This window comes from Streptomyces sp. NPDC101152 (assembly GCF_044768275.1).
GTDB lineage: Bacteria > Actinomycetota > Actinomycetes > Streptomycetales > Streptomycetaceae > Streptomyces.
In genome coordinates, this window is sequence record NZ_JBIWPO010000042.1 from 42,336 (window position 1) to 68,740 (window position 26,405).

At 69.4% G+C, this 26,405-nt stretch carries 24 protein-coding genes; 5 read left to right on the forward strand and 19 right to left on the reverse strand.

Annotation, left to right across the window (positions count from 1 at the left end):
- Positions 1-18: 18 nt before the first annotated feature.
- The 4 genes from ACIRVK_RS35135 to ACIRVK_RS35150 all read right to left on the reverse strand — a co-directional run bounded on the left by ACIRVK_RS35135 (position 19) and on the right by ACIRVK_RS35150 (position 3,322).
- Complete coding sequence (locus ACIRVK_RS35135; protein WP_404254391.1) at positions 19-1,548, reverse strand: UvrD-helicase domain-containing protein; 1,530 nt, start codon at positions 1,546-1,548, stop codon at positions 19-21.
- On the reverse strand, positions 1,545-2,027 hold the full coding sequence (locus tag ACIRVK_RS35140; RefSeq protein WP_404254441.1) for a hypothetical protein: 483 nt from the start codon (positions 2,025-2,027) through the stop codon (positions 1,545-1,547). Before ACIRVK_RS35140 ends, ACIRVK_RS35135 begins: the two co-directional genes overlap by 4 nt.
- Positions 2,024-2,887 (reverse strand): DUF6083 domain-containing protein, encoded by an 864-nt coding sequence (locus tag ACIRVK_RS35145; RefSeq protein ID WP_404254393.1) that lies wholly within the window; start codon positions 2,885-2,887, stop codon positions 2,024-2,026. Before ACIRVK_RS35145 ends, ACIRVK_RS35140 begins: the two co-directional genes overlap by 4 nt.
- Positions 2,888-3,058: 171 nt before the next feature.
- A complete protein-coding gene (locus ACIRVK_RS35150) occupies positions 3,059-3,322 on the reverse strand; it encodes a helix-turn-helix transcriptional regulator (RefSeq protein ID WP_404254395.1) in 264 nt (87 codons plus the stop codon).
- A gap of 174 nt (positions 3,323-3,496) precedes the next feature.
- Between ACIRVK_RS35150 and ACIRVK_RS35155 the strand changes: the two genes are divergently transcribed.
- Both ACIRVK_RS35155 and ACIRVK_RS35160 read left to right on the forward strand, forming a co-directional pair.
- Positions 3,497-4,531 (forward strand): hypothetical protein, encoded by a 1,035-nt coding sequence (locus tag ACIRVK_RS35155; protein ID WP_404254397.1) that lies wholly within the window; start codon positions 3,497-3,499, stop codon positions 4,529-4,531.
- Between the two features lie 212 nt (positions 4,532-4,743).
- A complete protein-coding gene (locus ACIRVK_RS35160; RefSeq protein WP_404254399.1) occupies positions 4,744-5,370 on the forward strand; it encodes a hypothetical protein in 627 nt (208 codons plus the stop codon).
- A gap of 80 nt (positions 5,371-5,450) precedes the next feature.
- Here the strand turns inward: ACIRVK_RS35160 and ACIRVK_RS35165 are convergent, their stop codons facing one another.
- The 6 genes from ACIRVK_RS35165 to ACIRVK_RS35190 all read right to left on the reverse strand — a co-directional run bounded on the left by ACIRVK_RS35165 (position 5,451) and on the right by ACIRVK_RS35190 (position 9,861).
- Positions 5,451-5,981 carry a hypothetical protein gene (locus tag ACIRVK_RS35165; RefSeq protein ID WP_404254401.1) on the reverse strand — a complete coding sequence of 177 codons (531 nt, stop codon included), beginning with the start codon at positions 5,979-5,981 and terminating at the stop codon, positions 5,451-5,453.
- Complete coding sequence (locus ACIRVK_RS35170; RefSeq protein WP_404254403.1) at positions 5,978-7,087, reverse strand: helix-turn-helix domain-containing protein; 1,110 nt, start codon at positions 7,085-7,087, stop codon at positions 5,978-5,980. The genes ACIRVK_RS35165 and ACIRVK_RS35170 overlap by 4 nt, the downstream gene beginning before the upstream one ends.
- Positions 7,088-7,270: 183 nt before the next feature.
- The gene (locus tag ACIRVK_RS35175; RefSeq protein WP_404254405.1) at positions 7,271-7,549 is read right to left on the reverse strand and encodes a hypothetical protein; all 279 of its coding nucleotides are present in this window, start codon (positions 7,547-7,549) and stop codon (positions 7,271-7,273) included.
- A 451-nt stretch (positions 7,550-8,000) separates the two neighbouring features.
- Entirely contained in the window at positions 8,001-9,014 is a 1,014-nt protein-coding gene (locus ACIRVK_RS35180; protein WP_404254407.1) for a hypothetical protein, read from the reverse strand.
- Complete coding sequence (locus tag ACIRVK_RS35185) at positions 9,014-9,502, reverse strand: RNA polymerase sigma factor (RefSeq protein ID WP_404254409.1); 489 nt, start codon at positions 9,500-9,502, stop codon at positions 9,014-9,016. Before ACIRVK_RS35185 ends, ACIRVK_RS35180 begins: the two co-directional genes overlap by 1 nt.
- A gap of 110 nt (positions 9,503-9,612) precedes the next feature.
- On the reverse strand, positions 9,613-9,861 hold the full coding sequence (locus ACIRVK_RS35190) for a hypothetical protein (protein ID WP_404254411.1): 249 nt from the start codon (positions 9,859-9,861) through the stop codon (positions 9,613-9,615).
- 975 nt (positions 9,862-10,836) lie between these two features.
- Between ACIRVK_RS35190 and ACIRVK_RS35195 the strand changes: the two genes are divergently transcribed.
- Both ACIRVK_RS35195 and ACIRVK_RS35200 read left to right on the forward strand, forming a co-directional pair.
- Positions 10,837-11,379: an RNA polymerase sigma factor gene (locus ACIRVK_RS35195; protein WP_404254413.1), complete on the forward strand. Its 543-nt coding sequence runs from the start codon at positions 10,837-10,839 to the stop codon at positions 11,377-11,379.
- The gene (locus ACIRVK_RS35200) at positions 11,376-11,813 is read left to right on the forward strand and encodes a cold shock domain-containing protein (protein WP_404254415.1); all 438 of its coding nucleotides are present in this window, start codon (positions 11,376-11,378) and stop codon (positions 11,811-11,813) included. The genes ACIRVK_RS35195 and ACIRVK_RS35200 overlap by 4 nt, the downstream gene beginning before the upstream one ends.
- A 382-nt stretch (positions 11,814-12,195) precedes the next feature.
- On the opposite strand, the gene ACIRVK_RS35205 is transcribed toward ACIRVK_RS35200, so the two are convergent.
- From ACIRVK_RS35205 to ACIRVK_RS35245, 9 genes are all read right to left on the reverse strand, one after another.
- Complete coding sequence (locus ACIRVK_RS35205; protein WP_404254417.1) at positions 12,196-12,978, reverse strand: AAA family ATPase; 783 nt, start codon at positions 12,976-12,978, stop codon at positions 12,196-12,198.
- Entirely contained in the window at positions 12,975-14,591 is a 1,617-nt protein-coding gene (locus tag ACIRVK_RS35210; protein ID WP_404254419.1) for a hypothetical protein, read from the reverse strand. The genes ACIRVK_RS35205 and ACIRVK_RS35210 overlap by 4 nt, the downstream gene beginning before the upstream one ends.
- Positions 14,592-14,607: 16 nt before the next feature.
- Positions 14,608-15,255, reverse strand: coding sequence for a type I-E CRISPR-associated protein Cas6/Cse3/CasE (locus ACIRVK_RS35215; protein WP_404254421.1), 648 nt, complete (start codon positions 15,253-15,255; stop codon positions 14,608-14,610).
- The gene (gene cas5e / locus ACIRVK_RS35220; RefSeq protein WP_404254423.1) at positions 15,237-16,073 is read right to left on the reverse strand and encodes a type I-E CRISPR-associated protein Cas5/CasD; all 837 of its coding nucleotides are present in this window, start codon (positions 16,071-16,073) and stop codon (positions 15,237-15,239) included. The genes ACIRVK_RS35215 and cas5e overlap by 19 nt, the downstream gene beginning before the upstream one ends.
- A 2-nt stretch (positions 16,074-16,075) precedes the next feature.
- A complete protein-coding gene (gene cas7e, locus ACIRVK_RS35225) occupies positions 16,076-17,257 on the reverse strand; it encodes a type I-E CRISPR-associated protein Cas7/Cse4/CasC (protein ID WP_404254425.1) in 1,182 nt (393 codons plus the stop codon).
- Positions 17,254-17,841 (reverse strand): type I-E CRISPR-associated protein Cse2/CasB, encoded by a 588-nt coding sequence (gene casB / locus ACIRVK_RS35230; RefSeq protein WP_404254427.1) that lies wholly within the window; start codon positions 17,839-17,841, stop codon positions 17,254-17,256. The genes cas7e and casB overlap by 4 nt, the downstream gene beginning before the upstream one ends.
- Positions 17,828-19,420 carry a type I-E CRISPR-associated protein Cse1/CasA gene (casA, locus tag ACIRVK_RS35235; protein WP_404254429.1) on the reverse strand — a complete coding sequence of 531 codons (1,593 nt, stop codon included), beginning with the start codon at positions 19,418-19,420 and terminating at the stop codon, positions 17,828-17,830. Before casA ends, casB begins: the two co-directional genes overlap by 14 nt.
- A gap of 407 nt (positions 19,421-19,827) precedes the next feature.
- Entirely contained in the window at positions 19,828-22,689 is a 2,862-nt protein-coding gene (locus ACIRVK_RS35240) for an HD domain-containing protein (RefSeq protein ID WP_404254431.1), read from the reverse strand.
- Positions 22,690-22,717: 28 nt separating this feature from the next.
- Positions 22,718-22,903 carry a hypothetical protein gene (locus ACIRVK_RS35245; RefSeq protein ID WP_404254433.1) on the reverse strand — a complete coding sequence of 62 codons (186 nt, stop codon included), beginning with the start codon at positions 22,901-22,903 and terminating at the stop codon, positions 22,718-22,720.
- Positions 22,904-24,779: 1,876 nt separating this feature from the next.
- Here ACIRVK_RS35245 and ACIRVK_RS35250 point away from each other — a divergent pair.
- Positions 24,780-26,032, forward strand: a protein-coding gene (locus tag ACIRVK_RS35250) for an IS3 family transposase (RefSeq protein ID WP_404254443.1) whose coding sequence is annotated in 2 segments (ribosomal slippage) — positions 24,780-25,122 and positions 25,122-26,032 — 1,254 coding nt in all. Because the reading frame shifts where the segments join, the coding sequence is not laid out codon by codon here.
- Positions 26,033-26,405 lie beyond the last annotated feature (373 nt).

A 26,405-nucleotide genomic window follows, 5' to 3' on the forward strand; every position in this document is an offset into this window, starting at 1 on the left:
AACCCGTGGGCAACCGTTTTACCCGGGATGCGGCAGCCGCTCCTCAGCAGGAGCGGGGTGGGCACACGGATTGATCGGTAGATGTGTGCCGGGAGATCCATCGGGATGGTCGTGGATCCAGGACAGGCCGCCGATGTCGAGCCGGCAGCGGGTCCGGGTGACGGCGACGTAGGCGAGGCGGGCCTCGCTGTTGTCGATCGGGCCGGGGACAGCACGGCCGGTGTCGTCGTGCTGATCGGTGTCCTTGGGCGGGGTGAAGTCGTCGGCGATCTTTACATAAGCCCATTCGCGGCCTTTGGCCTTGTGGGCGGTCGAGACGGTCACCTCGGCCTGCTCTTCGGGGGCGAGTTGGGCGACGGCGGCCAGGATGGCGTCCGTGCCGTGGGTGTCGACGAGGTCGACGAAGGGCCGCAGGTCGCGCCCGGCCGGGTCGTGTGCGGCGTAGTCCTGAAGTTCGCCCCAGGAGGGGAACAGCACCAGTTCGGGGTGGGTGGTGCGGCGTCCTTCTTTCAGGTCCTGGGCGGCAAGGGCCAGGGCGCGCAGGCTGTCTCCTCCCCCGGCCAGACCGACGCGGTGTCCGGCGGCCATCAGGTCCATGGCCTGGGCCATGGCGCCGACGTTGGTGCGGCACAGCACTGCGTCGGGCTGGATGACGGGGCCGAGTTCGGTGGGTACCGCGGGGGTGCCGGTCAGCCGGATCGGGGCATCGGCGATGGCCAGCCAGCGGTTGGCTTCGTCGGCGAGGAGCGGGCCGAAGCGGAAGGACCGTGACAGGGCCAGCCGGGTGCCGTCGAAGCCCGTCATGACGTCTTTGGCGCCGCGCCAGTGGTAGATGGCCTGTGCGGAGTCGCCGACCATCACGAGCTGGGCGTGACGGCGCTGGGCGAGGAAGACCTGTTCGACGACTGGATTGGTGTCCTGGGCCTCGTCCAGCAGGAGGAAGTCGGTGTCGATCGTCGGCCGGGTGAGGGCCCAGATCTTCAGGTAGTGGTCGTGGTCGAAGCGGACCGCGCCGTCGTCCGGGTGCTGCAGGTCGGCCCAGGCCTTTTGGGCGAACGGCACGATGTAAACGGCGAGTTCGTTGTGCAGGCCGCGGTCTTCCAGGCCGCGCAGGTGGGGGACGTGGTGGCGGGTGATGGCGTCGTCGGCGGTGTGGCAGAAGCGGGTTACGGTGCGCAGGGTCGCGTAGGAGAGGGTCTTCGGGGAGAGGTCGCGTTCGCCGATGCGGATGGCTTTGGTGATGCCGAGGGCCTGTCCGGTCTGCCAGGCCGGGCGGCGGGGTGCATTCAGGCGGGCCGTGTAGCGGTGGCCGACCGCGGCGTAGGCCAGGGCGTGGGCGGTCTTGCACCACACGTTCTTCGGGAAACGGGTTGCCGCGTCCTGGGCGATTGCCCGGTTGTAGGCAAGGTAGCGGCCCCGGCGTGTGGTGCTGCGGGCGAGCAGGGCCAGGGTGGTGGTCTTGCCGGTCCCGGCGCCGGCCTGCAGGGACACATGGTCGCCGGCGTGGAAGGCGTCAGCTGCGGCGGTCTGTTCGTCGGTCGCTTTCACGGTCGTGGCACTCCGGGGTGGCGGCTGAGGGCACGCCCGACGGCCGCGAGCAGGTGAGCGGAGGTGGTGTGGGCCAGGAGTTTGCCCACGGCCCGGTCGAGGCGGTCGGCCTCGTCGCTGGAGTGTCGGGCCAGGGCATCGTCCAGGGCCAGCTTCAGGAAGAGTTCCGGAGACTGCCTTGCCTGGCGGGCGGAGTGCCGGATGGCGGCGTGGAGGGCGGGTGGGAAGGCGATGTTGAGCAGGATCTGGTCGTCCGTGTCCGGGTAGTGCGTGGTGAGGACGGCGATGGGCAGCCGCGCGTCGAGCCGGTGGCGCAGTCGGCGGGCCGCAAGGTGTGGGGTTTTGGCCGGTACGAGGGTCATGAGCCGAGTGGCGTTGTGGTTGGCGGCGAGCGGCAGTTCGCGTGCGGCGCGGCGCAGGGTGTTGGCCGAGAGGGGGCGGGTCAGGGTGATTTCCAGGGCGTGGTGCGGCACGGTCAGCTCTCGCTCCTCGGGGAGGGCTCGGGGTGCGGAAGGTTGCTGCGGATGTGGGCGGCGTGCAGCAGGGGGTCGAAGACCTGCCAGGCGGCCAGGGCGATGTCGGCGGTGCCCGGGGTGGCGGCGTGTGTGGGGCAGTGCTGGGCGCGCCAGCGCAGTTGCTCGGTGTGGGGCAGGTGGCCCAGGTCGTAGACGGCCATCAGCGCGTCGGACAGGGCGCGTTGGCTGCGGCAGGAAGGGCCGGTGGGCAGCAGTCTCCAGCGGCCGGCAGGCCGGTCCTGGGTCTGGACGGCGTGGGTGCAGCGGTGGCGGTGGCGGGTCTGGGCCACGCAGCGGACGGCTTCGAGCGGGGCGGGGGCGAGGTAGCGCACGAGCAGGAGCTGTACGACGGGCCTGCCGGGGTGAGCCGGATCGTCGGGTGAGGCGGTGTGGGCGGGTGGCGGGGCGGGGGTGAGTGCACCGGTGTCGATGAGGCGGCGGGTGCGTACGGCGAGGTCGCGGCGGGCGCTCTCGAGGAAAGGGCTCATTGGGCAGGTGGGGGTGCGGGCGGGACACAGGAGGGCATGCGGGATGCGGCACCAGTTGCTGCCGTCGCTGTGGGGGTGAACGAGGCCGCCGCTGAGGTGCCAGCGGCAGGCTTCGGGGACGTGGGCGACAGCGAGTTCGGCGGGGTGCAGGGCGATGGGCCCTCGGTCGGTGCGCTGGTAGAGGTCGATGCGGTGGCCGCAGTGCCGGCAGCGGGTGCTGTGGCCGGCGCGCAGGAGCCGGCTGGGGCTGGTGGCGGCGACGCGCACGGGACGTGGGTGGTGGGCGAGGCGTGGGCTGCCGTCCCGGTGGCGGCCCGGCAGGGGCGTGGGGTACATGGCGGGGACCGTGCCAGACGACATGCCGGGGCGGGCTGCATGTCGAGGAGCTTGTCCCGCGGTCGGCCCAATGGTCTCGAACAAGGAGGCCATGCTTCGCGCATGTGTTTGGTGCGTGTTCGTCGGTTCGGGTGATTTGGAACCGGGCGCGCCCCTCGGGTGCGAAGGGGGTCAGGAGCCGGGTGTGCCGGGCGGGGTGTGGTTGTCGCAGAGGGCGCCCAGCAGGTGCTCGATGGGCACGTCGAAGGTGTGGGCGAGGGCGTGCCAGGTGGTGACACTGCCGCTGGTGCGGCCGTGTTCGAGGTCGATGAGGGTGCGCCGGGCGAGGCCGCTGCGGTCGGCGAGTTCGTCGAAGGTCCAGCCGCGTTCGGCCCGCAGGCGCGCGAGCACGACGCGCAGCCCGGTGAGGTCGGGGTCGGGCGGCAAGATCGTCACCCCACCATCCGACGGTGCAGTACCCTGCCCCGTCAGTGCGAGTTCCTGCACTTTCCGTCGGAGTGGGAGTGACGTTCACGGTGCAGGGGGCCGCACTACGGTTGCAGGGGTTCTGGCGCCCGGTTGCCGGGCACTGGCCATCGCCGCACGGAGTGACGGGAGGACGACCAGCCGATGAGGCTTGCCGGCACGCACACCCACGTGCGGCGCATCTGGACAGTGGAACTGCGGCCGCAGGCTGGCGGGCCGTCCCTCCGGTGTCCCCACTGCACCGCCCAGACGCCTGCCCTGCAGGCTTCCTCCGCGCGCTCGGCCGCCCTGGCCCATCTCGCCCACCACGCCCGCGCCAACACACTGGCGCCGCACCTGCGTACCTGCCAGTGCCGGGAACGCGGCTGCTGCTGGCACCCACGCCACCGCGGCTGCGCAGGGCCCGTCCTGCTCGCCCTCACCCGCGACCGCAGCGGCCGCACCTGGCGGCTCGCCGACACCTGCGCCGCCTGCACGGCGGCCACCAGCCACACCGCCATCGTGCCGGACACCCTGTGCAGCCCCCACCCGGACAGCGCCCCCGCCCGCACCCGCCGGCCGCAGACAGACGACGAACACAGGCAACGCGTCCGGGAGATGCTCACCTACCTCGCCTCCGCCCTCCCCAGTGTTACCTCCCCCGCCGCCCGGCTGCTCGCCCTGCAGTGCGCCCTGCGCGCCGACCGGCACGGCCGCGTCCGGCTGTCGGCCGGCCTGCTGCGCGGCATGCGCCTGCACCGGCGCCCGGAGGTGTGGCAGGAACTCACACACTGCGGCTGGCTCGGCATTCCCGATCCCCGGGCAGGCGGCCTGCAGGTGCGGCTGCTCGACGACGCCCTACTGGACCAGGCCCCAAGTCTCAGCGCGCGCAGGCGCGCCGCCCACTGGGCGCTGCAGCCCAGCCCCTTTGCCGCCACCGCTGCAGAAGCCCCAGCGCAACGGCTGGCCGCCCTGGCGTTGGCGGCCTACACCGCACCGGCCCATCCCGCACCGGACATGGCTACTCTTGCCCGCTTGTGCGGGCACTCGCCCCAGCAGACCGGAGAGCTCCTCGACCGGCTGGTGGCCAGGCGCACCCTCGCCGCCTGGAGCCATCACCAGGACACCGACGAGGTGCACTGGCAGCCGGCTTCCCCTCTACGCCGCACACCTGCCGCTGCACACAGGTCGGCTCGCTGACCACGGCCGAACTCCGCACCTGCCAGATTTCAGCCACCTGCAGGAGAGAACAACGCACATGTCTTTCCGTACTATCGCTACGACACAGCTGTGCGGCTGTAACCACTGCTGCTCGCACGGCACCAGGATGAACAGCACACGCAATGCGATTCCGTACACGGCATGGTCCGGCGTCTGCCGGCCGGTAGCCCTCGCGAAGGAATGTGAGCATCATGTCCGAAACCACCGCCAGTACGACCCAGTTGACCTCGCAGTACGGCGCGCAGGTCGCCGGCGACCTTGAACGCAACCTCAAGGAACAGGAGCGTATCGGCGGTGAAATCGAAGCGCTGCAAGCTCAGTTGGCTGCCCTGCAGCAGGACCAGACCACCCTGGTGAACATCCAGCAGGCCCTCGGCGTCCCCACAGCGCCCGCCCAGCCTGCCCCTGAGGCCGCGCCAGTGCCCGCTCCCCGCAAGCGGAAGACCGCGGCCGCACCGAGCACGAGCCGCCGGGCGCGGGCCGGCAAGTCCGCCACCCCGACCTCAAAGCGCACTGGCAAGAAGAACACCGAAGCATCGCAGGACGCGCAGTCGGCCGCGCCCAAGCTCGTCGAGCTCGTCCGCGACTATCTGAACGGCCAGCACGAGCCTCGCTCCGCCGCCGAAATCAGCACCGCACTGGAACAGCAGCATCCCGAGCGGGAGATCAAGGCCAAGATCGTGCGCCTCACGCTCGAAGGACTCGTGGCCAAGAACCAGGCGCAGCGCACCAAGCAAGGCCGCTCCGTCTTCTACACCACCCCGGAGATCGCTGAGGCCGCCCCGCAGGACGAGTCGGAGCCACTTCCCTCCGCCTGACAACCACTCGCAAGCGAGAGCTGCGTTGAACACACGCAGGTCCGAGGTGCTCAACTGCCTGATGCCGATGTGCTCGGGCGTCAGGCTGCACGGGATGCTGGAGACTCGGGATGCAGATGCCGTACGGCCTGGCGACGGTCCGCTGACGCCGACAAGACCAAGTAGCGGATCTTACTGGGGTCCACGCCCATCACGGCGGCGGCCCGTGCGCTGCTGTAGCCGAGCCGGCAGTGCAGCACCAGCGCGTCGTACTGCTGTGCGGGACAGCTCTCCAGCACGGCCGGAGGGGAGGCAGCGCATTGAACGCGGGCGTGGAGCAGCGTCCAGGCCCGAGCCGGCGGGTTGGGGTTGCTGACGATGTCCAGCCAGCCGACGGCGAGTTCGCCGAGCAGGCTGCAGACCAGGCGGCGGGCCTGTGGCCGCGGTAGGTGGGCACCGGCATAGTCGAGGTAGCTGTCGCGGTGGAGGGCGCAGAACGCCTCGAAGGCGGGCGGCAGTGCCGGAACAAGGCTGACCGGCTCGCGTGGCAGGCTGCTACTGGTGCGGGACTGCGGGATGCGGGCCTGCGCGGAAGGGGGCCGGGTTGGTGGGTGTGGGGCGCGTGTGGTCATCCGATCACCTCGGTGACGGGGCCGGCCGTGGATGCTGACGGGCCGGCCAGAGCGGCGCATGCGGCGTTCCAGAGCGGGCGGAGCGGCTGCGCCTCGGCGTTGAGGGCGTGAGCCAGTTCCTCCACGTCTTCCCAGGAGGGCAGTGCGGTGCCGTTGAACATGCCGGTGATGGCATGCGGTGTCAGGCGGGTGTGTTCGCCGAGTTGGTCGGCGCGGGGCCGGGCGGCGGCCAGGTGCAGGCCGCGCAGGGCGGCCGGCAGGCTCTGACGCTGGGTGGGGGCCTGCCCGCGGGCCGCCGCCCACAGCGGCTGTATCTCGGCCGGGTCTCCCCCGCAGGCGAGCGTGAGCAGTCGGGCGACTTTCCAGGACGGGCACCGTTCGCCGGACAGGACGCGTGAGACGTACGAGGCGGACACCTCGGTGTCATCGGCGAGCTCACGCAGTGTCTTGCCGCTCAGGCGCTGCAGGTGGGACAGCGCCCGTGTGAGCACGGATGCCGGGCCGGCCGGATGGCGGTCGGGGTCTCTGGCCCGGGACACGGTCGCCTCTCCCCCGCCGGCCGCCAGACGGCGCGCTCCCGGGATGCGGGGAGCCGACACGGCCCGTGGTGCGGTCGCAGGCGGTAGGGCGGCCTGGCGCGGCAGACGTACCCGTGTCCGGGTGCGGAGCGGGCGGCTGTCCATGCGGCGGCGCACGGTGTCGGCGGAGAGCTTGCGGCTGAGCTGCTCGGGCAGCAGGCCCAGGCACTGGGCGATGTCGGCGTTCTTCTGCCGCTGATCGCGGGCCTGTTGTACCAGGCCGGCCTTGAGGTCCTCGAGGTCTGCCTCCACGGTGCGCAGCAGGGTCAGCGCGGCCAGCGGCTGCTGGGCGCGGGTCAGGTGCAGCATGTGGGTGATCACACGGGCCAGGTCGTCGGCGACCTGGTGGGCGAAGTCGTTGTGAGCGAGGGCGTCGGGAGTCGGTGACTTCTCGCGTGCCCTGCGGTATGCGCGGCCGCAGGCGTCGCTGCAGTAGTGGCGTGGCCGTCCCGAACCGGCGCTGCGGTCGATCAGGTTGCCGCAGCCGGGGTTGAGGCAGTGGGCAGGGCCGGGGTCTTTCGGCGTCATGACAGGGGCATCCCTTCCGCGGGCGTGCTGCCGGAGCAGGCGGAGGTGCGGAAATAGGGAGATTCAGCAGAAGCCGTCAGGTCCTGTTTCTCCCCGATCCGTACCCGGGCGGGCGTGTGCGCCGCAGGTCGGGTGTCCGCGGCCCGGGCAACTGCGGCTGCCCAGGCCGCGGACACCTGTTCGTCAGGCGGTGCGAAGGCGCCGGTAGCGCACGTGCGAGCGGCGTGTGGCGGCCAGCAGCATGCAGACCGCCGCCGCGGCGGGCTCGTACATCTCGGGCCGCAAGACCAGCACAACGCCCAGGACAGGGGCTGCGATGAATGCCCCTACCTGCATGTTGACTTCCCTGTCACGCAGATCGCGGGTTTCAACCGCGGCCCACTGCGGGATGTTACGGTCGAACCGCTTGGGCCAGTTCAGATCCAGTGACTGGCCCAAGGCGGAGATTCGGTCAGGGGGCATTCCAACTCCTTGGTCGAAGCAGAGAGTTGAGTTGGGCCCCGGTCTGGTATCCCGCCGTGCCGGGGCTCACTCGCGTGTTTGGGGGGACGCTACATGCTCACTCAAACGAATGCCTACCACTACGGTACGTAAATGACATCGCTGCGGTATCCGACCGCTCTGCACGTGCATAACGGCCACCATCGGACACAACACGGTCAGAATCGGTCCCCAGTATCCCCAGAACACTCAACCTCACATCCGGTACAACACAACGACCGAATGACACGGTGATCCCGCCTGTCTCACGCGTAGTAACCGGCAGCCATCCGACCGCCTCACAGATCAGGGAAGTCCTTGTTCCCGCTCATGTCCCGGGCAGGTACGAGCTCTTCGAGGAGATGGGCTGCGGACTGGGGGTCTGGAGGACGAGATTGTCCTCCAGGGCGAATCGGCCGCCTGGGCCGCGCCTTCACTGCCGGGCACCAACCCTTGGGGGCTCAGTCACGACATAGACACCGGAGTCGGGGGGCGTCTCCAGGGACCTTGCCCGTAGTTCGTCCATGTCTGTGCCGCGTGGCCAGCGGGTGCCGTCCGCCGACCAGAGGATGCCGACCAGGTCAGTTCCCGTGAGCTCAATCTCGCTCAGGTCATCATTGGTGAAATCGTCCAGCGCGCCGGAGAGGAGTGCGTCAGCAAGGCCGGTGGTGGTAGTGAGGTCAAGCAGGGCCGCGATGGCGCGGGTGTGAGTGGCGGCGAGAGCCCGGCTGCGGGTGCGTGCACGCAGAAGGTCGCGGAGCCGATCACGATCACGGGTGCGAAGCTGGTCGAGGTCGTCGGCCAGGGTGGCTTCGACGCCCGACGCGAGGCTGTGGGCGAGCGTCAGGGCCTGGTCGCCGGCAATGTCGCGGGCGAGGTGGTCGAGGTCGAAGTTGATGTCGACGTCGATGGCGTGGGCGAGTTCGAGTGCGCGGGAATGGGCTCCGGCCACGCCGGGGTCAACGGCACGGTCACGGACTCGGGCGAGATCAAGAGCGAGGGCGTGCGCCAGGTCGCGGGCGCGAGCGTGGCTGCGGTCGTGATCGAGGGAGAGCGCGACGGCAAGGTCGAGGACCCGCACCAGCAGGATGCCGAGGATTGTGGGAGTCGTGTCCGGGTTCGCACGGACGGACAACCGGGTCGCAGGGCAGACAGCACGGAGGGAACGGATCATCGGCGAGTGCTCCGCCAACTGGTCCTGCACGGCTGCAGGTAGTCCGGGCATCCGCCGGAGCCGGGGCCGCAAGATCGCCGCGAGCCCTGCCTCAGGAGCCAGGATGCGGTCGAGCCCGTGTACCAGCTCTGCCTGGCGCGCATGGCTGCGTGCTTCACCAAGGCCGCTGTCGACGTCGAGTTGAAGGGACAGTCCTGAACGCAGCTGCAGGTACTGGTCCTTGAGCCATCGGTCGACGGCTTGGGCCGCGCCGGTCGCCGTGTTGTTGGACATCACTCCTCCCTCCGACCCGTGATGTAACGGGCTGCGGCCAGCCGGGCCTTGTGCAGGTTCTGGCGCACCGTCGCGTTGCCGATGCCGAGGAGTTCGGCAATCTCCCCGGTGGTCCAGCCGTCGTGATGAAGGGCCAGCACCTGTTGTTGGCGTGGCGGCAGTTCCCGCAGTAGATGGATGATTTCTCGCTGCTGTGCCCAAGCCTCCGCCTGGTCGGGGCGGGGTAGCAGCGGAGTCGGTTCGGGTACCTCCTCGAAAGGCTCCGCGTCGACGCGCGTGACGTGCCGGACGTAGGCCTGGTACGCCACCTTGTACACCCAGCTCTTGTGCCAGTGGATCTCGTGCCACTTCCGGTACGCCTTGAGCATCGTGTCCTGGGCGATCTCGGCGGCGAGGTGCGCCGAGGCGCCCTGGGATACCAGGTAGGCGGTCAGCGGGACAACCAGCTCCCGGTAGAACCGGCTGAATGCCTGCTCGTACTCGGTCATCGGCTCATCAATGCTCCGGGACGATTCCCGCCGTCCCGCGCTGGAGGCTTCTACGGTCATGGCGACCGCCAGGGGGTCGCGCTCGCTCCTGGGCCTGTGTTCCTGACTCTTCACGCCGATCCACCTTCCTTCGATCCGCCGTACCGCGAGATCACGAGATGGACTTCACTTCCATCCTCACGCACCTCGTCCAGTCGGCTGCCTCGCGGCAACGAGCGTGCTAGCAAGGCGAGTTCCCGCCGCCGCACCTGCTCCTGGCGGTCCTGCCAGCGGGCCCGAGTCTCCTCGAACGCCAAGGCGACGACACGCACGCCCAAGCCAGCCAGGACCATCAGCACCGATGCCGTCACCGAGTCCATGCGTTCTCCTTCCTGCTGGCGGCTTCGGGCCACCGCGATCGCCAACGGTTCTACTTCGCTTAGAGGCGCGCCGAGGCCCGGATGTGAACTGGCGAGGAAAAATCGGGGGCGTGGTCCGGGGCAGCGCCTCACCCGCTGTCGGCGAGACTTCAACGAGGCCAGCAGGGTGTGGGCATGGACGTCCAAGGCGAACCTGGTGAGCCCGAAAGCATCTGCGAGCTTTGGCCGGAGCGTGATGATCGCGCAGAGGCGATGGGTGACGACGTCCCACACGACCCTGGTGACCCCGCACCTGAGTGTCGACTCCACGGGGTGCCCGCCAATCAGCACGCGGCCCGAGCCCGCAAGCATGCGCTGACAGCCGAGGTCCCGCCCAACGCCTGCACCAGACGCAGGGGGTTGGCCTCCTGGGACGGGTCGCCAACGGCACCCAGCGACGTCAGTCGCGCCCTGGACTCGGGCCCGTTTCCTCTCCGAGAAGTCCGCCACCGTCGTCGCGGCCTTGGGGCCCTTCGGCTCAGCGTGCCCGTGCTGCACAAGCTGATCGGCTGATCGGCGGCGGGGCCGGGCTGGCCGACCGCTCTGCGCCGCAGCCCCCATGAAATGGCTTCACTCGACAGCTACTTGATAAATCGGTGATCGTCTCGCTCTTACTTAGTGACTGCGCCTGACAACCCGGTCTCGTAGCGAGGAGGTTCAGATGGCCGAACCGGCCGTGGTGGGGCTGAGCGCAATGCTCTTGGCTCTGCGATATCTCTACCCGTACCCAGGCGTGCTCCTCAGGGCCTGGATCAGCAGGCAGGAAGCACGATCACGCCAGGACCTCCTTGAGGCGGTTATTCCCCTGCTTCCCGGTGGTGGCGTGATCGCCTGGTCCAGTTCCGGAGAGGAACACTCCATGGTGTGCTCCTGGCCTGCTACCCAGTGGCACCATCAAGCCCAAGGACTGGAATCCGCAAGGAGCACGCCTTGGACATGAAAAAGCCCGACGACCCGGACTCTTCCGCAGACCAATGGGCCGGCCAGTCGAGCTTCACCGACTTCTACGCCTCAGAGGTCAGGCTCATCGTCCTGTTCGTGTACAAGAACGGTGCGACGTGGGATGACGCATGGGACGCGACCCAGAACGCATTCGCGGAGGCGTTTCAGCGGTGGGACAGCATCGACTACCCGGCGAAGTACGTGCGGGCCACCGCACTGCGCAATTACCGGGCGCAGAAACAGCGTTCGAGCGAGGACGTCCGGCGGGCTACTGAAGCGGAATGGTTCTACTTCCCGTCATTCGACCAGCTCAAGCTCCTCGACGAGGAGAAGGACGTCATCGATGCCATCGCAAAGTTGCCTGAACGGCAGCGTGAAGTCATGGCCTGGAACTACGACGGGTTCAGCATTCCGGAGATCTCGGATCTGCTCCACGTCGATCCCCGCCGTGTCCGCTCGAACCTTCATCTGGCACGCAAAAGGCTCAAGGAAGCTCTCAACGACAATCGCGACTGGTTCATGGGGGGTGACGAATGAGCACTCCATGGGACGACCTCGACAAGGATGAGCTGCAGGACCAGGCATTCGACAAGTACGTCGCGGCCGTGTCCGACTCCGCAGTGGACTCCCTGCATAACGTGATCAGCCTGGGCGATGGCCTCAACCAGGTGATTCAGAGGGCACGGGTGATGCCCCGCCGCGAGCAGCAGTGGGACAATGAGCAACTGGTCCCCGAGCGGGCCCAGGCCCGTCCACCGGGTGATGCAGTGCTGAAGGGCCGCATCAAGTGGTTCGACGCGCGCGAGGGCATGGGCTATATCGCCGTGGCCCGAGGCCGCGAAGTCCCGGTTCATTGCCAGGATTTCAAGGTCTTTTCGCGTGCACCGAAACCCGGGGAGCAGGTCGAGTTCGTGATCAAGAACGGCAGGGCTGGCGATGTGCGCCTGCTCAAGCCGACGTCGGACGCCTGACCGCAGGACCATCAGTCGGTCCAGGAACCCGGAGGCGGGTTCCTGGGCTGGCTATCGCCGAGTGATCACCCATCCGGCCCTGATCACCGACCGAGCAACATGGCTCATCACGCGCGCTCTTGGTAGGCGCGGATGGGGACCTGCCAACGCTCGAGGGCGTCCTCGTCCCTACCCTCGGGCTGGATCGCCGACAAGTTGGCGGCCGATCGGCACGCAAGAGCCGTCGGCCCTCCCCCACGTTCGGCCGTCCAGTGCTACGGATCTGGCGCGGTGGGCAGCTGCGTGAACCGTTCAGTTTCTGGTAGGCGGCTTTACGCCACGGGATAGCCACGAGGCGAGGTGCCGCGGCGGCAGGCGATAAGGCGGACAAACGCTGTACGCCTCACAGCCCGTCAGCGTCGGCGGACGGCAGGTGAAGATCGGACGGGTCGAACGTGTACAGGGCTTCGCGGCCGATGTCGCGGGTGAACCCGTCGGGGGGCAGGCCCTTTTCGGTGAGGAGTTCTTGGACGGTGAGGGTGAGTTTGGCCCAGTCGCGGAAGTTGCCGCGGCAGGCCGCGTCGTCGAGCCAGAGCAGGTCTTTCTCGGAGACCTTGCTCCATGTCACGTGGTAGCGGGGCAGGTGTTCGGTGACTTCGGTGGGGTGCAGGGGGGTGAAACGGGGCCACAGGGTGATACGTGAGGCAAGGGCGGAGCGGCGTCGGAGGTTCCTGCGTGTTTCTTCGGCCCCGACGAAGACGATGGTGGGGCGGTTGTGGTCGGTGTCCCACAGGTTGATGCGTATCCATTCGAGGGCGTCGATGGTCAGTCCTTGGGCTTCGTCGAAGACGAGGACGTAGGGGCGTTCGGCCAGCGCTTCGCCGATCCGGGTGGTCAGGCCCGGGCTGCTGGTGGGGACGTCGAGTGCGCTGGCCACTTTCTTCTGGACGTCGCTGAGGGCGCAGTTGCGGTGGAACTGGAAGAGCCGGGTGGTGTCGGGGGCGAGGTCGCGCAGGCAGGTGCGGACGGTGAGGGTTTTCCCCAGGCCGACGCCGCCGTGGATGCAGAGCATGGCGCTGTGGTCGATGGCGAACTGGAGTTGCTTCTGGGTGCGCAGCACGGTGCGGGTGACCACGAGGTTGGCGTTGGGCAGGTCGAGGTAGTGGCCGGCGCTACTGGGGTTCATGGGGTGTCTTCCGGTTCGTTCGCCGGTGGGGTGGAGGGGGTGATCCAGGAGGGGGTTGGGGCGGGGAGGTTGTCGTCGGTGTCTGCGGGGGGCTGCGGGGGTCGGGTGTTGGTCCAGGAACCGGTGGGTTCGGGGAGGTTCTCGTCCGCGGGCCTTGGGGTTGCGAGGGGGTCGGTGTCACGCGTGTCGTGCAGGTGTTGGCGGGCTTGTTCGGTGGTGAGGGTGGTGAGCAGCCGGGGCGGGGCGGATTCCGCGGTGGCAGCGAAGCGTTCGGCGACGATCTTGGGGCGCCTCTTCGCGGCCTTCCTCAGGCGGGCGGCGTCGGCTGCGTTGGTTTCCCGAACTCGCCGCATCAGGTGCGTGCTGGCCGCGTTGGTCCAGCGGGCGGTGCCGTAGTACTTGTCGCTGGTGGCGTCGTAGACCTCGACGGTGTCGAAGTAGCCGGGCAGGTGGCGCAGGCGGACGCGGACGCCACCCAGATTGCGCATCCAGGTTTCGAGGTAGTGGCGGCCCGCCCACTCGATTCCGGTGCCGGTGATGGTGAAGGTGCGGCGGACGAAGGGGAGGAAGCGCCTGAGGGCTGCGGGCGGAGGGTCGTGGATGACGGTCTGGTCGGCCTTCCAGACTTCGAGAGGTGTGCGTTTGCCGAGGTTGCGGACGCGGTGCTTGTGGTTCCAGCGGTGGACGAACTGGCGGACCTCTGCGGTGAATCGCTCGAAGGTCAGCAGGTCTTCAATGGGTGCAGGCTTGGATTCGGCCGTAGTGTCGGGGCTGGGGCATTCGGTGTAGCCGGGCATGCCGCGAAAGAGCATGTTCTTGAAGGACTTGTTGAGGGATTCGACGTAGGGCTTGAGATCGGGGCGCCGCGGCGGGAGGTCCACGCGGTCGATGTCGAGAATGCCCATGGCCTGGTGGACGGCGTCGCTGAGGAAGTCGGTACCGCGGTCAACGCGGATGAGTGTGGGGACGCCGCCGAAAGGCCCGTGGGGTCCGCCGCGTTGCACGGCATGGTGGAGGGCGACGATGATCGCCTGGCTGTTGGGGGTGTGGGGGGTGACGGCCCAGCCGCAGATGCCGTCGTTGGAGCAGTTGACGAAGAGGGTGAGCCAGGGTTTGCGGGCGGTCCCGTTGACGTTGACCCAGACGTCGGCTTCCTTGTGGTCTGCTTCCCAGGCGTCGTTGCGGCGGCCGCGGTGACGGTTTGAGCCGTGCAGGTCGTGGCGTCGGCGGGCCTTTTCACCGCCGCGCAGGCCATCGAGGTAGCTGCGCGGATATGTGCGTATGACGGCGCGGTAGAAGGCGGAGTAGCTCAGCGTCAGGATGCCGTCGTCGGTGAGGGCCTGGTGGGCGGAGGAGATGTTGCCGCACCAGCGGATCAGTTCGTCTTCCATCCGTTCGGTCACTTCGGTGGCTTCACGCTGTTTGCGCTGGTAGTGGCCGTCGTTGTCACGGGCGCGTTTGAGCCAGCGCTCCACGCTCTTTGAACTGCAGCCGTGGGCGGCCGCGACGGTTTTCAGACGGGGGGAGGTGAGGGGGGTGCCGGCGGCTTCGAGGGCGAGGAGGTGGGTGACGGAGGCGGCGCGTTCCTCGTCACTCGTGCGGTGTGCGGGCATGGGTGTTCCGTCGGTGTCAGGCGGGGCGGAGGGTGAGCAGGCCGCCGCCGTAGGACTTGGCCCGGCCGATTCCGGTCAGCAGGGCGTTGGTGAGGGCGGCCGGGTTGGTGATGAGGGCGGTGCCGTCGAACTGGAGGAGGCGGTGGACGGGGCCGGGTCGGTCGCGGCGGCGGCGGAAGGGGTGGCGTTCGCTGACGGTGGTGTTGAGGTGGAGGCCGGCCTGGCTGGCGCGGTGCTGCCACCAGGCGTGGGCGGGGATGTCGTCGAGGGCGAGGATGCGGCCGTGTTTGGGCAGAGGTGGTGCGCCGGGGCCGGGTGTCCGGCGGCTGCGCGTGGAGGGGTTGGCGGTGATGCGGTAGCGGACGGCGCGGCCGGCGGTGAGGGCTTCGAACATGGGGGTGAGGTCGCAGGTCTGGGCCGTTCCGTAGTGCTTGGGCAGGCGGGTGAGGTCGGGTGGGATGAGAGTTTGGATGTACAGGAGGGGCTGGGGGGTGACGCGTTCGAGGCGGAAGAGTGCTCCGGCCGTCTGGCGGGGGTGGGGGCCCAGGTCGTCGGGCAGCAGCTGCATGACGGTGCGGTGCAGGCAGGTGTAGTCGGCGAGGTCGCGGCGGACGGCGGGGTGGGCGAGGTTGAGGTGGATGCAGGTCAGGGTGGCGGTGGGCATGGCTGCTCCAGGCGGTGGCGGTAGTCGGCCAGGGCGGGCAGGGGGTCGGTGCCGGTGTAGAGGGTGGCGGGCAGGTATTCGGTGGTGCTCCAGTGCGGGCGGACGGTGTGGCGGCGGCGGTGGGGGGTGAAGTCGGCGGGTTCGTCGGCGAGTTCGCGGTGGGAGGTGGGGTGGGAGGGCGGGGTGTCCCACCAGACGGTGACCGGTATGCGGTCGTCGTCGGGGCCGGGAGGGGCGGGGAGGGTGAGGGGGGCGTGCTTAAGGAGGTGGGTGAGCGGGTCGGTCAGGGGCGGGGTGAGGACGAGGGGTTCGTCCGGGACGCAGGCGCGGCGGCCGAGGTAGGGGGCGAAGTGGGGGTGTTCGAGGGTGTGGGCGAGGTAGGTGATGAGGGCGGGGCTTCCGTGGACGGCGACGGTGAAGCAGGCGTCGGTGAGGTAGTGGCGGCGGGTGACGTGGGTGTTTTTGCCTTCCGCGCGGCGGCCACCCTTGCTGGTGCGCAGTTGTTCGTGGCGGGGGCGGGCGCTGCCGGTGGTGTGGAAGTCGGTGTAGGGGGTGCCGGGTGTGTCGATGCGGATGGTGAAGGCCAGGTCGGTGTAGGAGGGGCGGCCGGGCAGGTCGAGGGGGTCGAGGGCCTGGTCGCGGGGGCGGCCGGCTGCGGCGGCGAACATGCCGATCAGGGCGGATCGGGTGGGGTGGGGCTGGGTGCCGCGACGGGTGAAGGCGGTGTCGGTGCCGTAGGCGCTCAGGACACCGGCCAGGCGCAGGAGCAGCCCGGCCGTTGGGGTGCGGGGGGCGGTGTCGGTAGGGGTGTCGGGCATGGTCATGCCGCGGTGTAGGTGCGGGGTGTGGTGGCGGGGGCGGCGGCCGCGGTGGTGAGGGCGTCGATGAGGGTGTCGTAGCTGGTGTGGTGGTCGCCGAGGTGTTGGAGGGGGTCGGGGGCGTGGGTGACGTGGCCGTGGGCGATGCGGTGCCGGGCGCCGATCATCTGGGTGATGATTCCGGCGTGCCGGGACAGGGCGCTGCGGGAGGGGGCGAGGTAGCCGCCGTGGCGTTCGGCTTTGACGGGCTGATGGAAGGCGGAGGCGTAGGAGACGGGGCGGCGGTCACGGACGACGTAGTGGACGGTGTCGGGCAGGGTGTGGGGGGCGGTGGAGTTCTTCTTGGCCTGCGGCAGTGCGGTGATGAACACGTCGGTGAACGCGGCGAGCAGGCCGAGGGCGCGGCGGTTGTCTCCGTCGAGGTTGCGGGTCAGCTCGGTGAGGTTGACGCTGGCGTAGCGGTAGAAGACGCCGGCGCTGAGGTAGGCGGTGTCCAGGTGGGCGCTGGCGGCTTCGCCGGGCTCGGCCCAGTCCTCGCGGGCTACGAAGAAGTCGGGCTGCGGATCGCTGGTGTGGGTGGTGAACGCCCAGGCCATCTGGACGGCGCCGTCGACGTGGGCGTCGGCGAGTCCGGCGAGGAAGCGGCCGAAGAGGCTGATGCTGGCGGTGCGCTGGCACAGCAGGTTCACGACCTCGTCGGTGGGCAGGTGGGCGGCGGGGGTTTTCGCGGTGGACGTGGCTTCCTTGGCCATGCCCTTTTCCAGGGCGGTGCGGTGGCGGGCGCACAGGGCGGCGAGGTCGTCGATGATGGTGTCGGCGGGCACGTAGAGCATGGCCAGGGTGCGGTCGTCGGCGTCCGGGTCGGTGGCGAGGCCTTCGCTGGTGGCGCTGCGGGGGATCTGGGTGGCGGCGAAGCGGGCGAGGTCTTCGGGAAAGCCGGCCTCGCGCAGTGCCTGGGCCAGGCGGGGCGGCAGCTGGCGGGTGCGGGCGGCGGGCTCGGCCAGAAGGCTCTCCAGGTCGTCCCGGTCGGCGCGTTTGAGGCACTGGCTGGAGATGGCGGCGCGCTGGGCGTTGCCGATCATGAGGGTCTTGGGTTCGTTGTATTCGCCTCGGTTGAGGCAGGACGCGGGCAGGTCCTGGAGGATGTGGAGGTCGATGTAGCGGGCGAGTTGGGGGGTGGTCACGGTGTGCTGCTCTCTTCCGGTGGGTTGGGGTGTGGAGCCGTGGGCGGGGTGGGGGCGGTGAGGTAGAAGGCGTCCTGCCAGCGGGTGGCGACGCTGAGGCGGTTACTGTTCCAGTAGGTGAGGTCGGCGAGCAGGACGGCGAAGTCGGGTGGGCAGTCGACGCCGAGGAGTTGGCGGGTCAGACCGGGCAGGCGCCGGTGGAGGAGGTCCTCGGACAGGCGGATGAGCACCTGGAGTTGTTTTTCGTGGGGGCCGTCGGTGCGGCCGTGTGCGGCGCGGGCCAGGGTGGCGCCGAGGTTGGGGCGTGCTGGCCAGGCGATGGGCTGCTCGGGGTCCGGGGTGGCGATGACGGGGTGGCGCTCGGGGCGTTCGTGGGCGATGAGGCAGGCAAGGGTGTAGTGGGCGCGCCGGTCGGGGTGAGTGCGGGTGGGGCTGCTGAGGAAGCGGTGCAGCGGCTGGCATTGGTCGACGGGTTTGCCCTGGCCCTTTTGGAGTGCGGAGCGGATCTCCGGGGTGGTGCACAGGGTGCGGACGGTGCTGACGTAGGCGTCGCAGTGGGCGCGGTAGTCGTCACGGCTGGGCACGGCGGGCTGCTTTCGTGCGGCGGGAGTCGGGAGCCGCGGCCGCGCGGAGGGCGCGCACCGCGCGGGCCAGTGCGGGGCCGGCCGTCCGGTGACGGGCCAGGTCCGGGAGGGTCACCTGGCGCAGGACGTCCACGGCGGCGTACGCGAAGACCGGATAGGGGTCGCGCTGCGTGTCCGGGTTCTCGTTGACGAGGGTCCAGAACGTCTTTTCGGCGCGCGGCCAGTACAGGGCCAGGGCCTCGCGCGCCCACCGGCTGGTGGGCAAGCGGCGGCGGGCGGCGGGCGGTGCGCCGTCGGCGGTGGGAGTGCGGGTCTGGTTCCAGGCGGTGTTGGCCTGGGTGCGCAGGAGGGCGGCGAGGTGTTCGGCGGCCTGTCGGCAGGCGGCGATCCGGCGGGCGGCGTGCGGGTCGTGTTCCTCGGCGCGGTTCCAGATGGGTGGGGTCAGGGCGGTGTACCAGATGCGGCTGGTGCAGCGGCCGTCCTGGTCGAAGCCGCACACCCGTACCCGCAGCCGGGCCCGTACCGTCTGGGGCAGGTCGTTGAGGGTGCCGAAGACGGTGGGGCGGCGCTGGGTTGCGGTTTCGTCGCCGGACAGCAGCAGGGCGTCGATGTCGCGCCACCACTCGCCGCGGTCGGCATCGGCGCGGCGGGGCTGGTCCCGGTCCTTGGCCTGGTCGCGGGTTCGGGTGTCGATGATGAGGTAGGGGTCGGTGGCGGGGTAGGCGGGGTGCTGGGTGGCCCAGGTGAGGTAGCAGTCGGTGGCGGCGCTGCCGTCCTGGTTGGAAACCAGCAATACGGCGTGGCGGGAGCGGCCGGTCAGCAGGCGTTTGAGCCAGGTCACCGGGGGCGGTGGGTTGACCGGGTCGGGCGGGTCGGGTTCCTCCCAGGGGCAGGCGTCCGGGTGGTGCAGGGGGCTGCCGGTGTAGGGGAACTGGTGCAGCAGGAGTGTTTCGAGGAGGGTGGCGCCGCGGGGGTGGAAGGAGAGGGTGGAGCGCAGGGGTCCGGCGGTGGCCTGGCCGCTGGTGTGGGGGCCGGCGCTGCGGGTGGTGCAGCGGCCTGCGTCACCGTAGTAGTGCTGGATCAGCAGGTGCCAGAAGGCTTCGTCGCTGGGCAGCGGTCGGGGGGCGGTGTCGGTGTGGACGCTGAGCCAGGCGAGGTTGTTGCCGGAGGGCCGGCCGAAGACGAGCCGGTTGATGCCGGAGGTCTTGGTGCACTGCTCGGCCAGGCGCGGGTCCTGGAGCAGGGGGCGGTGTTGATCGTAGAGGTCCCAGACGTAGCGGTCGAAGTAGTCGTGGACGTCGGTGGCGTTCAGTCCGTGGCCGCTGGTGAGCAGGGTGGTGCGTTTCTCGTGCCATTCGTCCAGGGACAGGTCCGGGTCGTCGAGGCCGGTGAGATCGGCGGTGATGGCGGTCAGCATCCGCAGCAGGCCGGAGAAGGCGGGCGGATGGGGCAGTGCCAGGTCCTCGATGCGGTGTGCCTCGAGAAGTACCTCGCGCATGCCGAGCGTGTGGTGGCGTTGGTTCAGGAGGACGGGGATGCAGGGGCGTTGGTCGACGGGGTAGGAGGGTGCGCTGGGCATGGGGCGGTGGCCTTCTGTGGCGGCGCGGGCCGGGCGGATCGGGTGTGGACAAGACGTTCAGGCAGTGCACAGAGCAGACGGAGTGCAGTGCGGTGGATGCGAGGCGTGCCTGCCCTGAGGTGTCTTTTCAATGAAGCACTCCCACCGAACAGCGGGCCCGTTATGGAGCATTTCGGCACGTGGTGCCGTCGCTGGGTGTATAAGCCCGTGCGCGAAGAGGTGCCTGGTCACAGCGGTGCGGCGGCTCCTTGCGTGTCCTGGAGCCCGCTCCGGGCGCACGCTCCGGCGTACGCGCCTCCCGGTTCGTACCGCGTCCGCAGTCCCACGGAACGCTGAGTCCGGGCTGGTGCGGCCTGGCGTCGGCCGGGCCGCGCACAGGTGTGGCTTGGGGGGGGTACGGCCGTCCGTCAGTGCGGGGCTTCGTCGTGGACGAGGCCGAGGACGGGGTCGAGGTGCAGGAGGTGGCTGGCGAAGCGGATGGGGCCGACAGCAGTGGCGTCGTGGATCAGGAGGGTCAGGTCCGCCAACAGCGCGTGCTGGCGCCAGGATTCGGGCAGGTGGGCGGGGGCCTCGGCGAGCCAGTCCTCTGGGACGTTCACGGTGCGGTCGAGGATGGAGCGGATGGCGGGGGCCGGCAGCCGGGGACTGTCGGGCAGGGGGTGGGCACCGGCCCGGTCCAGGTGCAGCGAGCCGTCCGGCTGGCGGTAGCAGGCCAGCAGGCGGCGTGGGCGGGCGCCTTCCCGGGTCGGGGCCGTGCCGGCGGTGGTGGGGCGGCGGTAGAGGTCGGCCAGGGAGCCTGTGCGGGCGGGCGGCGGCACGGCTTGTTCGTGGCCGAGGTGTTCGTGGGCCCGCAGGTCGGCCTGGTAGGCGGCGTGCAGGGCGGTCAGCGTGCCGGGGATGCGGGTAGCGGCTGTCTCCAGCAGATGGGGAAGCTGGGCGGGCAGGTCGAGAATGAGCGCGGACGAGGACTTAAGCAAGTGTGCGGCAGCGTGGAGTTCGAAGGCCGGCTCGCCCTGGCCCCACCACGACGGGAGGTGAGTACGGCCGTCGGCGACCGGTTCCAGGACTGTCAGCCGTGGCCCACGCTCCAGGATCCAGGCGGGCCTGCGGGAGCGGCCCGTACCGGTTTCTTCCTGCCACAGTCGCTCGAAGCGCCACAGCCGGCCGGCCCGTTGCAGCGTCCGGGCCAGCGAGGCCAGATCGCTGATCATGAGGTCGCAGTCGAGATCTAAGCTCATGTCGAGGAGGCTGGTGGTGACCACGACCAGCCGTTCGGGGCGCCTTCCGGCCGGGCCGAGCTCGGTGCGCACGCGCCGGGTGATGGCCTCGCGCTGGTGGCCGGGAAAGCGGGCGTGCAGCAGGACCAAGTCTTCGCGGGGGCGCGGCCAGGGCAGGCGGGCGAGGTAGCGGTAGGTGTCCTGGGCGTCGGCGACGGTGGCGCAGACGATGATCACGCAGCCGCCGTCCGCCGGTACGAGGCGGATCTCCTCGGCGATGTGATGGAGCCGCTCGTCGGCGGCGGCAGAGCGTTCGATGGTGCCGAGCCGCATCGCGATCACGGGCTGGTGACACAGGGTCAGGGTACGGCGGGTGGCAGTAGCGTGGGCGGCCGCATGGCCGGGATCGATGCGGGTGACAGCGCCGTCGCGGGCGGCGGCGAACAGCCAGCCCGGGTAGGGCACGCCCGTATCCAGGCCGTCGAGCCGGCCGGCCCGCAATCCCGCGCCCGTCAGATAGGCGTGCACCAACTCCCGGGCCGCGGCCGGTTCCAGCGTCGCGGACAGCAGCACGACCGGTGTGCCCAGGGCTGCAAGCCAGTGCACGAGCCGGGCTGTGAGGCGCCGCATGTAGGGGGTGGCGACATGGATCTCGTCCAGGATGACGGTGCGCCCCGACAGGGCCAGCATGCGCAGCGCGCTGTAGCGCACGGGCAGAACGGCCATCAGTGCCTGGTCGATGGTGGCGACGGTGAACTGGGCCAACAAGGCCCGGTCCCAGCCGCGCAGAAAGGGGTCGGGAACGGTGACCAGGTGTTCGGGGCGGCCGGACCTGTCGTGGTGCTCGTCGAAGTACTCGTCCAGCGTCAGCTGGCCGGCCGCTTCCAGCAGGCGTTTGTCGTGGTAGGCGGCGCTGCTCCAGGAATGGCTGTGCACCAACGAGACCGGCGCCCGCTCCGGGCGGTGCGCGCTCACGTAGTCGACGAGGTTCTCGTAGGCGGCATCCGCGATGGCCGTAGTGGGCTGCAGCACCGCCATCCCCGAGGTGCCGCAGTGACGGTTGAAGATCCGGGCGGCCTCCTGACCCGTGATCGTCTTGCCGGTGCCGGTGGAGTCGGTGACCACCAGGATGCCCGCCCCCTGCTCCTTGACCACCGGGTCGAGTTGGCTGAGGACCGAGGCCTGCAGCCGGTTCGGGCCGCCGGTGTGCGGATGGGCCTGGGTGAAGGGCACGTGGGGCAGGTAGACCCGCTCAAGCCCGGACTCGGTCACCACCTCCGCCGCCCACCCCTCCTCGGCGTCCGCCCTCGCGGGGTGGCGCGTGCTGATCCAGTGCACCAGCGCTCCCTCGGTCTGGGCCATGGCACGGCGCATCCACACGTGCGGCTGGCTCACCAGCCGGTCCGCGACCATGACCAGCCCCGACAGCAGGACCGCCGCCTCCGCGGAGATCCTCGCCGGCGGTGTCGTGGCGCCCGTGAGATAGCGGATCTGGGCGAGGTAGCGGCGGCGCAAGTCCTGCCACAACGGGCCGCCCAGATCCAGCCGCACTCGCTGAGGGCTGGCCGCGCCGTGTACATCGCACTGCAGATAGCGGCCGTGATGGGCGCCGAGGATCTGGGCCGCGCGAACCGCCGGACTGGCGTTGCCCATAAGCCGGTAGCCGAGATCGGCCAGCAGCTCGATGGCCGCGTGCATGGAGGCGCGTTCGTGACGGATCAGCCGCCACGGCCCTGCCTCCGCCTGCAGGGCATCGCTCACCTGCGCCCAGGCGCCCCGCTCGCACATCTGAAACCGGCTCGCCTTACCAATGTCGTGGGCGCCCGCCAGGAACATAACCTCGCAGCGCGCCTCGGCCGGCCCTAGACCCAGCCCTCGGCAGATCACCCGGCGCTGCGCCGGCGTCAGGTACCGGTCCCACAACTCCCCCATCACAGCGGCCGTATCCAGCTGATGGAACAGCAGCGGATAGACCAGGTTGTAGAGCAGGCTGTACTTGCCCCACGGTGTCAGATCCAGACCGCCGGGCCTGCTGTCTTCGGCAACCCCCATACAGCCGCCCCTCCCCCGACGTTCCGGCTCAGGACATCAGCACAGCAATGCTTTCGCCATCACCCGCATCGGTGAACCGTTGGCCCCGGCGGTGCTCAACCGCATGGCCACAGATCCCGTCATCCCCAGTCGGCACACCGCTGGCCGACAGCTGGCCGGCCTGCGAGAGTTGGAGCCGGCGCTCGAACGCCAGGGGCGGCGACAATCGGCTCATCCCTCCTTCCGGACGACCACCGATTCCTCCACCCCGCTGGCGGCATGGGCTCCTTGGGGCTCCGGTGGCAGGCCCGCCCCTGCTTCTTACGAACGTGCCGTGCCAGTGCCCTGGCTGGTGGTCGCGCACAAGCCTCGACCGTATAGACGCAGGCTGTCTCTGAATCCGCCGATACCTCCGCAGACATTCCCTGAAGGGGATAGAGTCCAAGCAACCAGGCCACTCCTGCGGTCTCTCGCACCGGGGAACCGCCAGCCGTTGGCCAGTTCCAGCTCGTGGGGGTCGTGCGGTCTTCTCCACCGCACCCGTCGTCCGGGTACTACCTTTCCCCACCAGCCGTACTGGAGACGGGAGGCACGCTTCCCGTCTCTTTGTGCGCACACCGGCCCCTGGCACCTGCCCTCCCCGCCCGGCAGGAGTTGCCGTCACAGCCAAATCCACCCCGTCCCGACCCGAACCCCGACGCTCATGACACTGCCACCGACAGCCAGCCCGCGCATATGGGCTCCAGCAGAAAAACTCCCCATACCCGCACTAATACCAGTAAAATCACGTCTACATGGCAATAGCCATGCAGGTCAATGTGGGTGCCATCTCTACGCGTGGGGGTCAGCCCGGCTTGACGATCAAGGCGTTGGTGATGGAGTCGCCCCGTCCCTACGCGTGGAGGTCATTCCTTGTAGTTCCGCTGGGACATGGGGAGGCCATGTGCCGCCCCTACGCGTGGGGGTCAGCCGGGCTGAGGATCGTGGCCTCCTTTGTGTTGGGGGTCCAGTCCTCAACGCGTGGGGGTCAGCCTGCAACTCGAGCCTCATCAGCGCCATGCGGGAAGTCCAGTCCCTTCGCGTGGGGGTCAGCCTCAGTGGGCCCACGTCAAGAAGACCAGCACCTGGTGCCGTCCGTACGTGTGGGGTCCGCCCTGGTGAGCAGCAGAACCAGGATGCTGCCGATCGCCCCGTCCCTACGCGTGGGGGTCAGCCGTCGTCCAACGTGAGGCCGACGGCGGGGTCGACGTCCAGTCTCTACGCGTGGGGGTCAGCCCGTCCGCAGGGGGTCGATGGACACCTCGGCCTGATCCAGTCCCTATGTGTGGGGGTCAGCCGCCCTCGCTAAGCATGGCTTCGCCGGGCTGGGCGTCCAGTCCCTCCGCGTGGGGGTCCGCCCTACCGTGCTCTGCAAACGGGCCAGCTCACCGAGCCCAGGCCCTACGCCTGGGGTCCGCCCCACCGCTCATCCGCCTGGAGTTACTCAAGGAGGTCCAGTTCCTACCCGCGTGGGGGTCAACCCATGTACGGCTCGACGATCAACGCCTTGGTGAATCCCCTCCACACGGCAACAGCCGTGCAGGTCAGCAAGAGTCCAGTCCCTACGCGTGGGGGTCATCCCACCCACACCGGCCCCCGTGCGGCCCACAGCCCGTCCAGTCCCTACGCGTGGGGGTCATCCCACCCACACCGGCCCCCGTGCGGCCCACAGCCCGTCCAGTCCCTACGCGTGGGGGTCATCCCAGCTCGTCCTCGGTCTGGATGGTCGCGAACCGACCCAGTCCCTACGCGTAGGGTCACCCCGCGGCGACCTACCCGCTCGGGCCCGAGACGAAGTCCAGTCCCTACGCGTAGGGGTCAGCCCCACGGCCTCGACGAGCGCGCAGACGGCACGATGTGCCGTCCCTACGCCTGGGGGTCACCCAAGCGGCTGCTCCCCCTGCCAGCGGGAGAGGTTGATCAGTCCCTACGTGTGAGGGTCAGTCCGGCAACTTCGAGCACATGGTGGAACTGGTCACGTTCAGTCCCTACGCGTGGGGGGGGCCTCCCCCTGAGTGGTGGACACGCTGATACTGGATCTGCTTGATCCGGAGGAAGCGAGAACACCGCCGATGGCGATGAAGGACTACTCGGACGAGTTCAAGGCCGATGCCGTGGCCCTGTACGAGTCCACGCCCGGGGCGACCTACAAGAGCATCGCCGCTGACCTGGGCATCAACAGGGCGACTCTGCGTGAGTGGGTGCTGCGGGACCGGGAGCGTCGCGGCGTCGCCCCCGCGGCCGCCCGGTCAGGTGGGGCTGCGCCGGCCCGGGCAGGACAGCCGGCACCGTCCGCCGACCCGGACGAGCGGATCCGGCAGCTGGAGGCCCGGGTGGCCGAGCTTGAGGCGAACGAGCGAAAGCTGGCCACCGAGCGGGACATCCTGCGCAAGGCAGCCAAGTATTTCGCCGGCGAGACGAACTGGTGAACCGCTTCCAGTTCGTCCACGACCACCGGGACGCCTTCGGCGTGAAGCGGTTGTGCCAGGTGCTGGGCGTGAACCGCTCCAGCTACTACAAGTGGCGGGACGGGGCCGACGCACGGACCGCGCGGCAGGCCGCCGACCAGGCCCTGGCCGAACAGATCCGCGCCGTCCATACCGACTCCGACGGCGCCTACGGCTCTCCGCGGATCACCGCCGAACTCCGCGCCGACGGCCGGAAGATCAACGAGAAACGGGTGGCCCGCGTGATGCGCAAGTTCTCCATCCAGGGCATACGCCTGCGCAAACGGGTCCGCACCACGATCCCCGAGCCGTCGGCGACACCGGTCCCGGACCTGTTCCAGCGGGACTTCACCGCCCCCGCGCCCGGAGCCAAGTACATGGGCGACATCACCTACCTCCCCACCGGGGACGGCCAGTTCCTCTATCTGGCAACTGTCCTGGACTGCTTCAGCCGCCGGGTGGTCGGCTGGTCCATCGCCGCCCACATGCGCACCGAACTCATCTCCGACGCCCTGCGGATGGCAGCCGCAACCCGCGGCGGTCTGAACGGCGCGGTGTTCCACTCCGATCACGGCGCCCAGTACACATCGCGTGAATTCGCCGACTTGTGCAGCGAGTTGGGGGTCACCCAGTCTATGGGCGCGGTCGGCACCTCCGCCGACAACGCCGCCTGCGAGAGCTTCCACGCCACCCTCAAGCGGGAGACCCTGCGCGGCGCCCACCGCTACCCGGGAGCGGAACTCTGCCGACGCACCGTCTTCCGGTGGCTCACCCGCTACAACACCCGCCGCAGGCACTCCGCCAACGGACACCTCAGCCCCATGGCCTACGAAAACCGGCACCGGCAGGAGTCCGATAAGCTCACGCTGGCCGCATAACCACCCGAACGCGTGTCCACTTTCACGGGGGAAGGCCCGGGGTCACCCGGCTGTAGTCGGCCCAGCTGCTGGTGGAAGACGTCAAAGTTCCTACGCGTGGGGGCAGCCGCTCGATGCGGCGGCACCAGAGGCGCGCCGCCTGCTTCAATCCCCACACGCATCATTGACCCCGCCCAGCCGCATCGCGCGAGAGAACAAAAACCCAGCTCAACAGCACTTCTGCCTATTGGGACTTGCGGGAAAGTGTCCTGCGATTTTGCGCGAAAGTGTCCAGCTCGCAAAGAGATCTGGTTCGCCATAACCACAGGTCAAAGTACATTTTCAGCAGACACTTTCACGCAAGATGCCTCGGACACTTTCACGCAAGTCACCA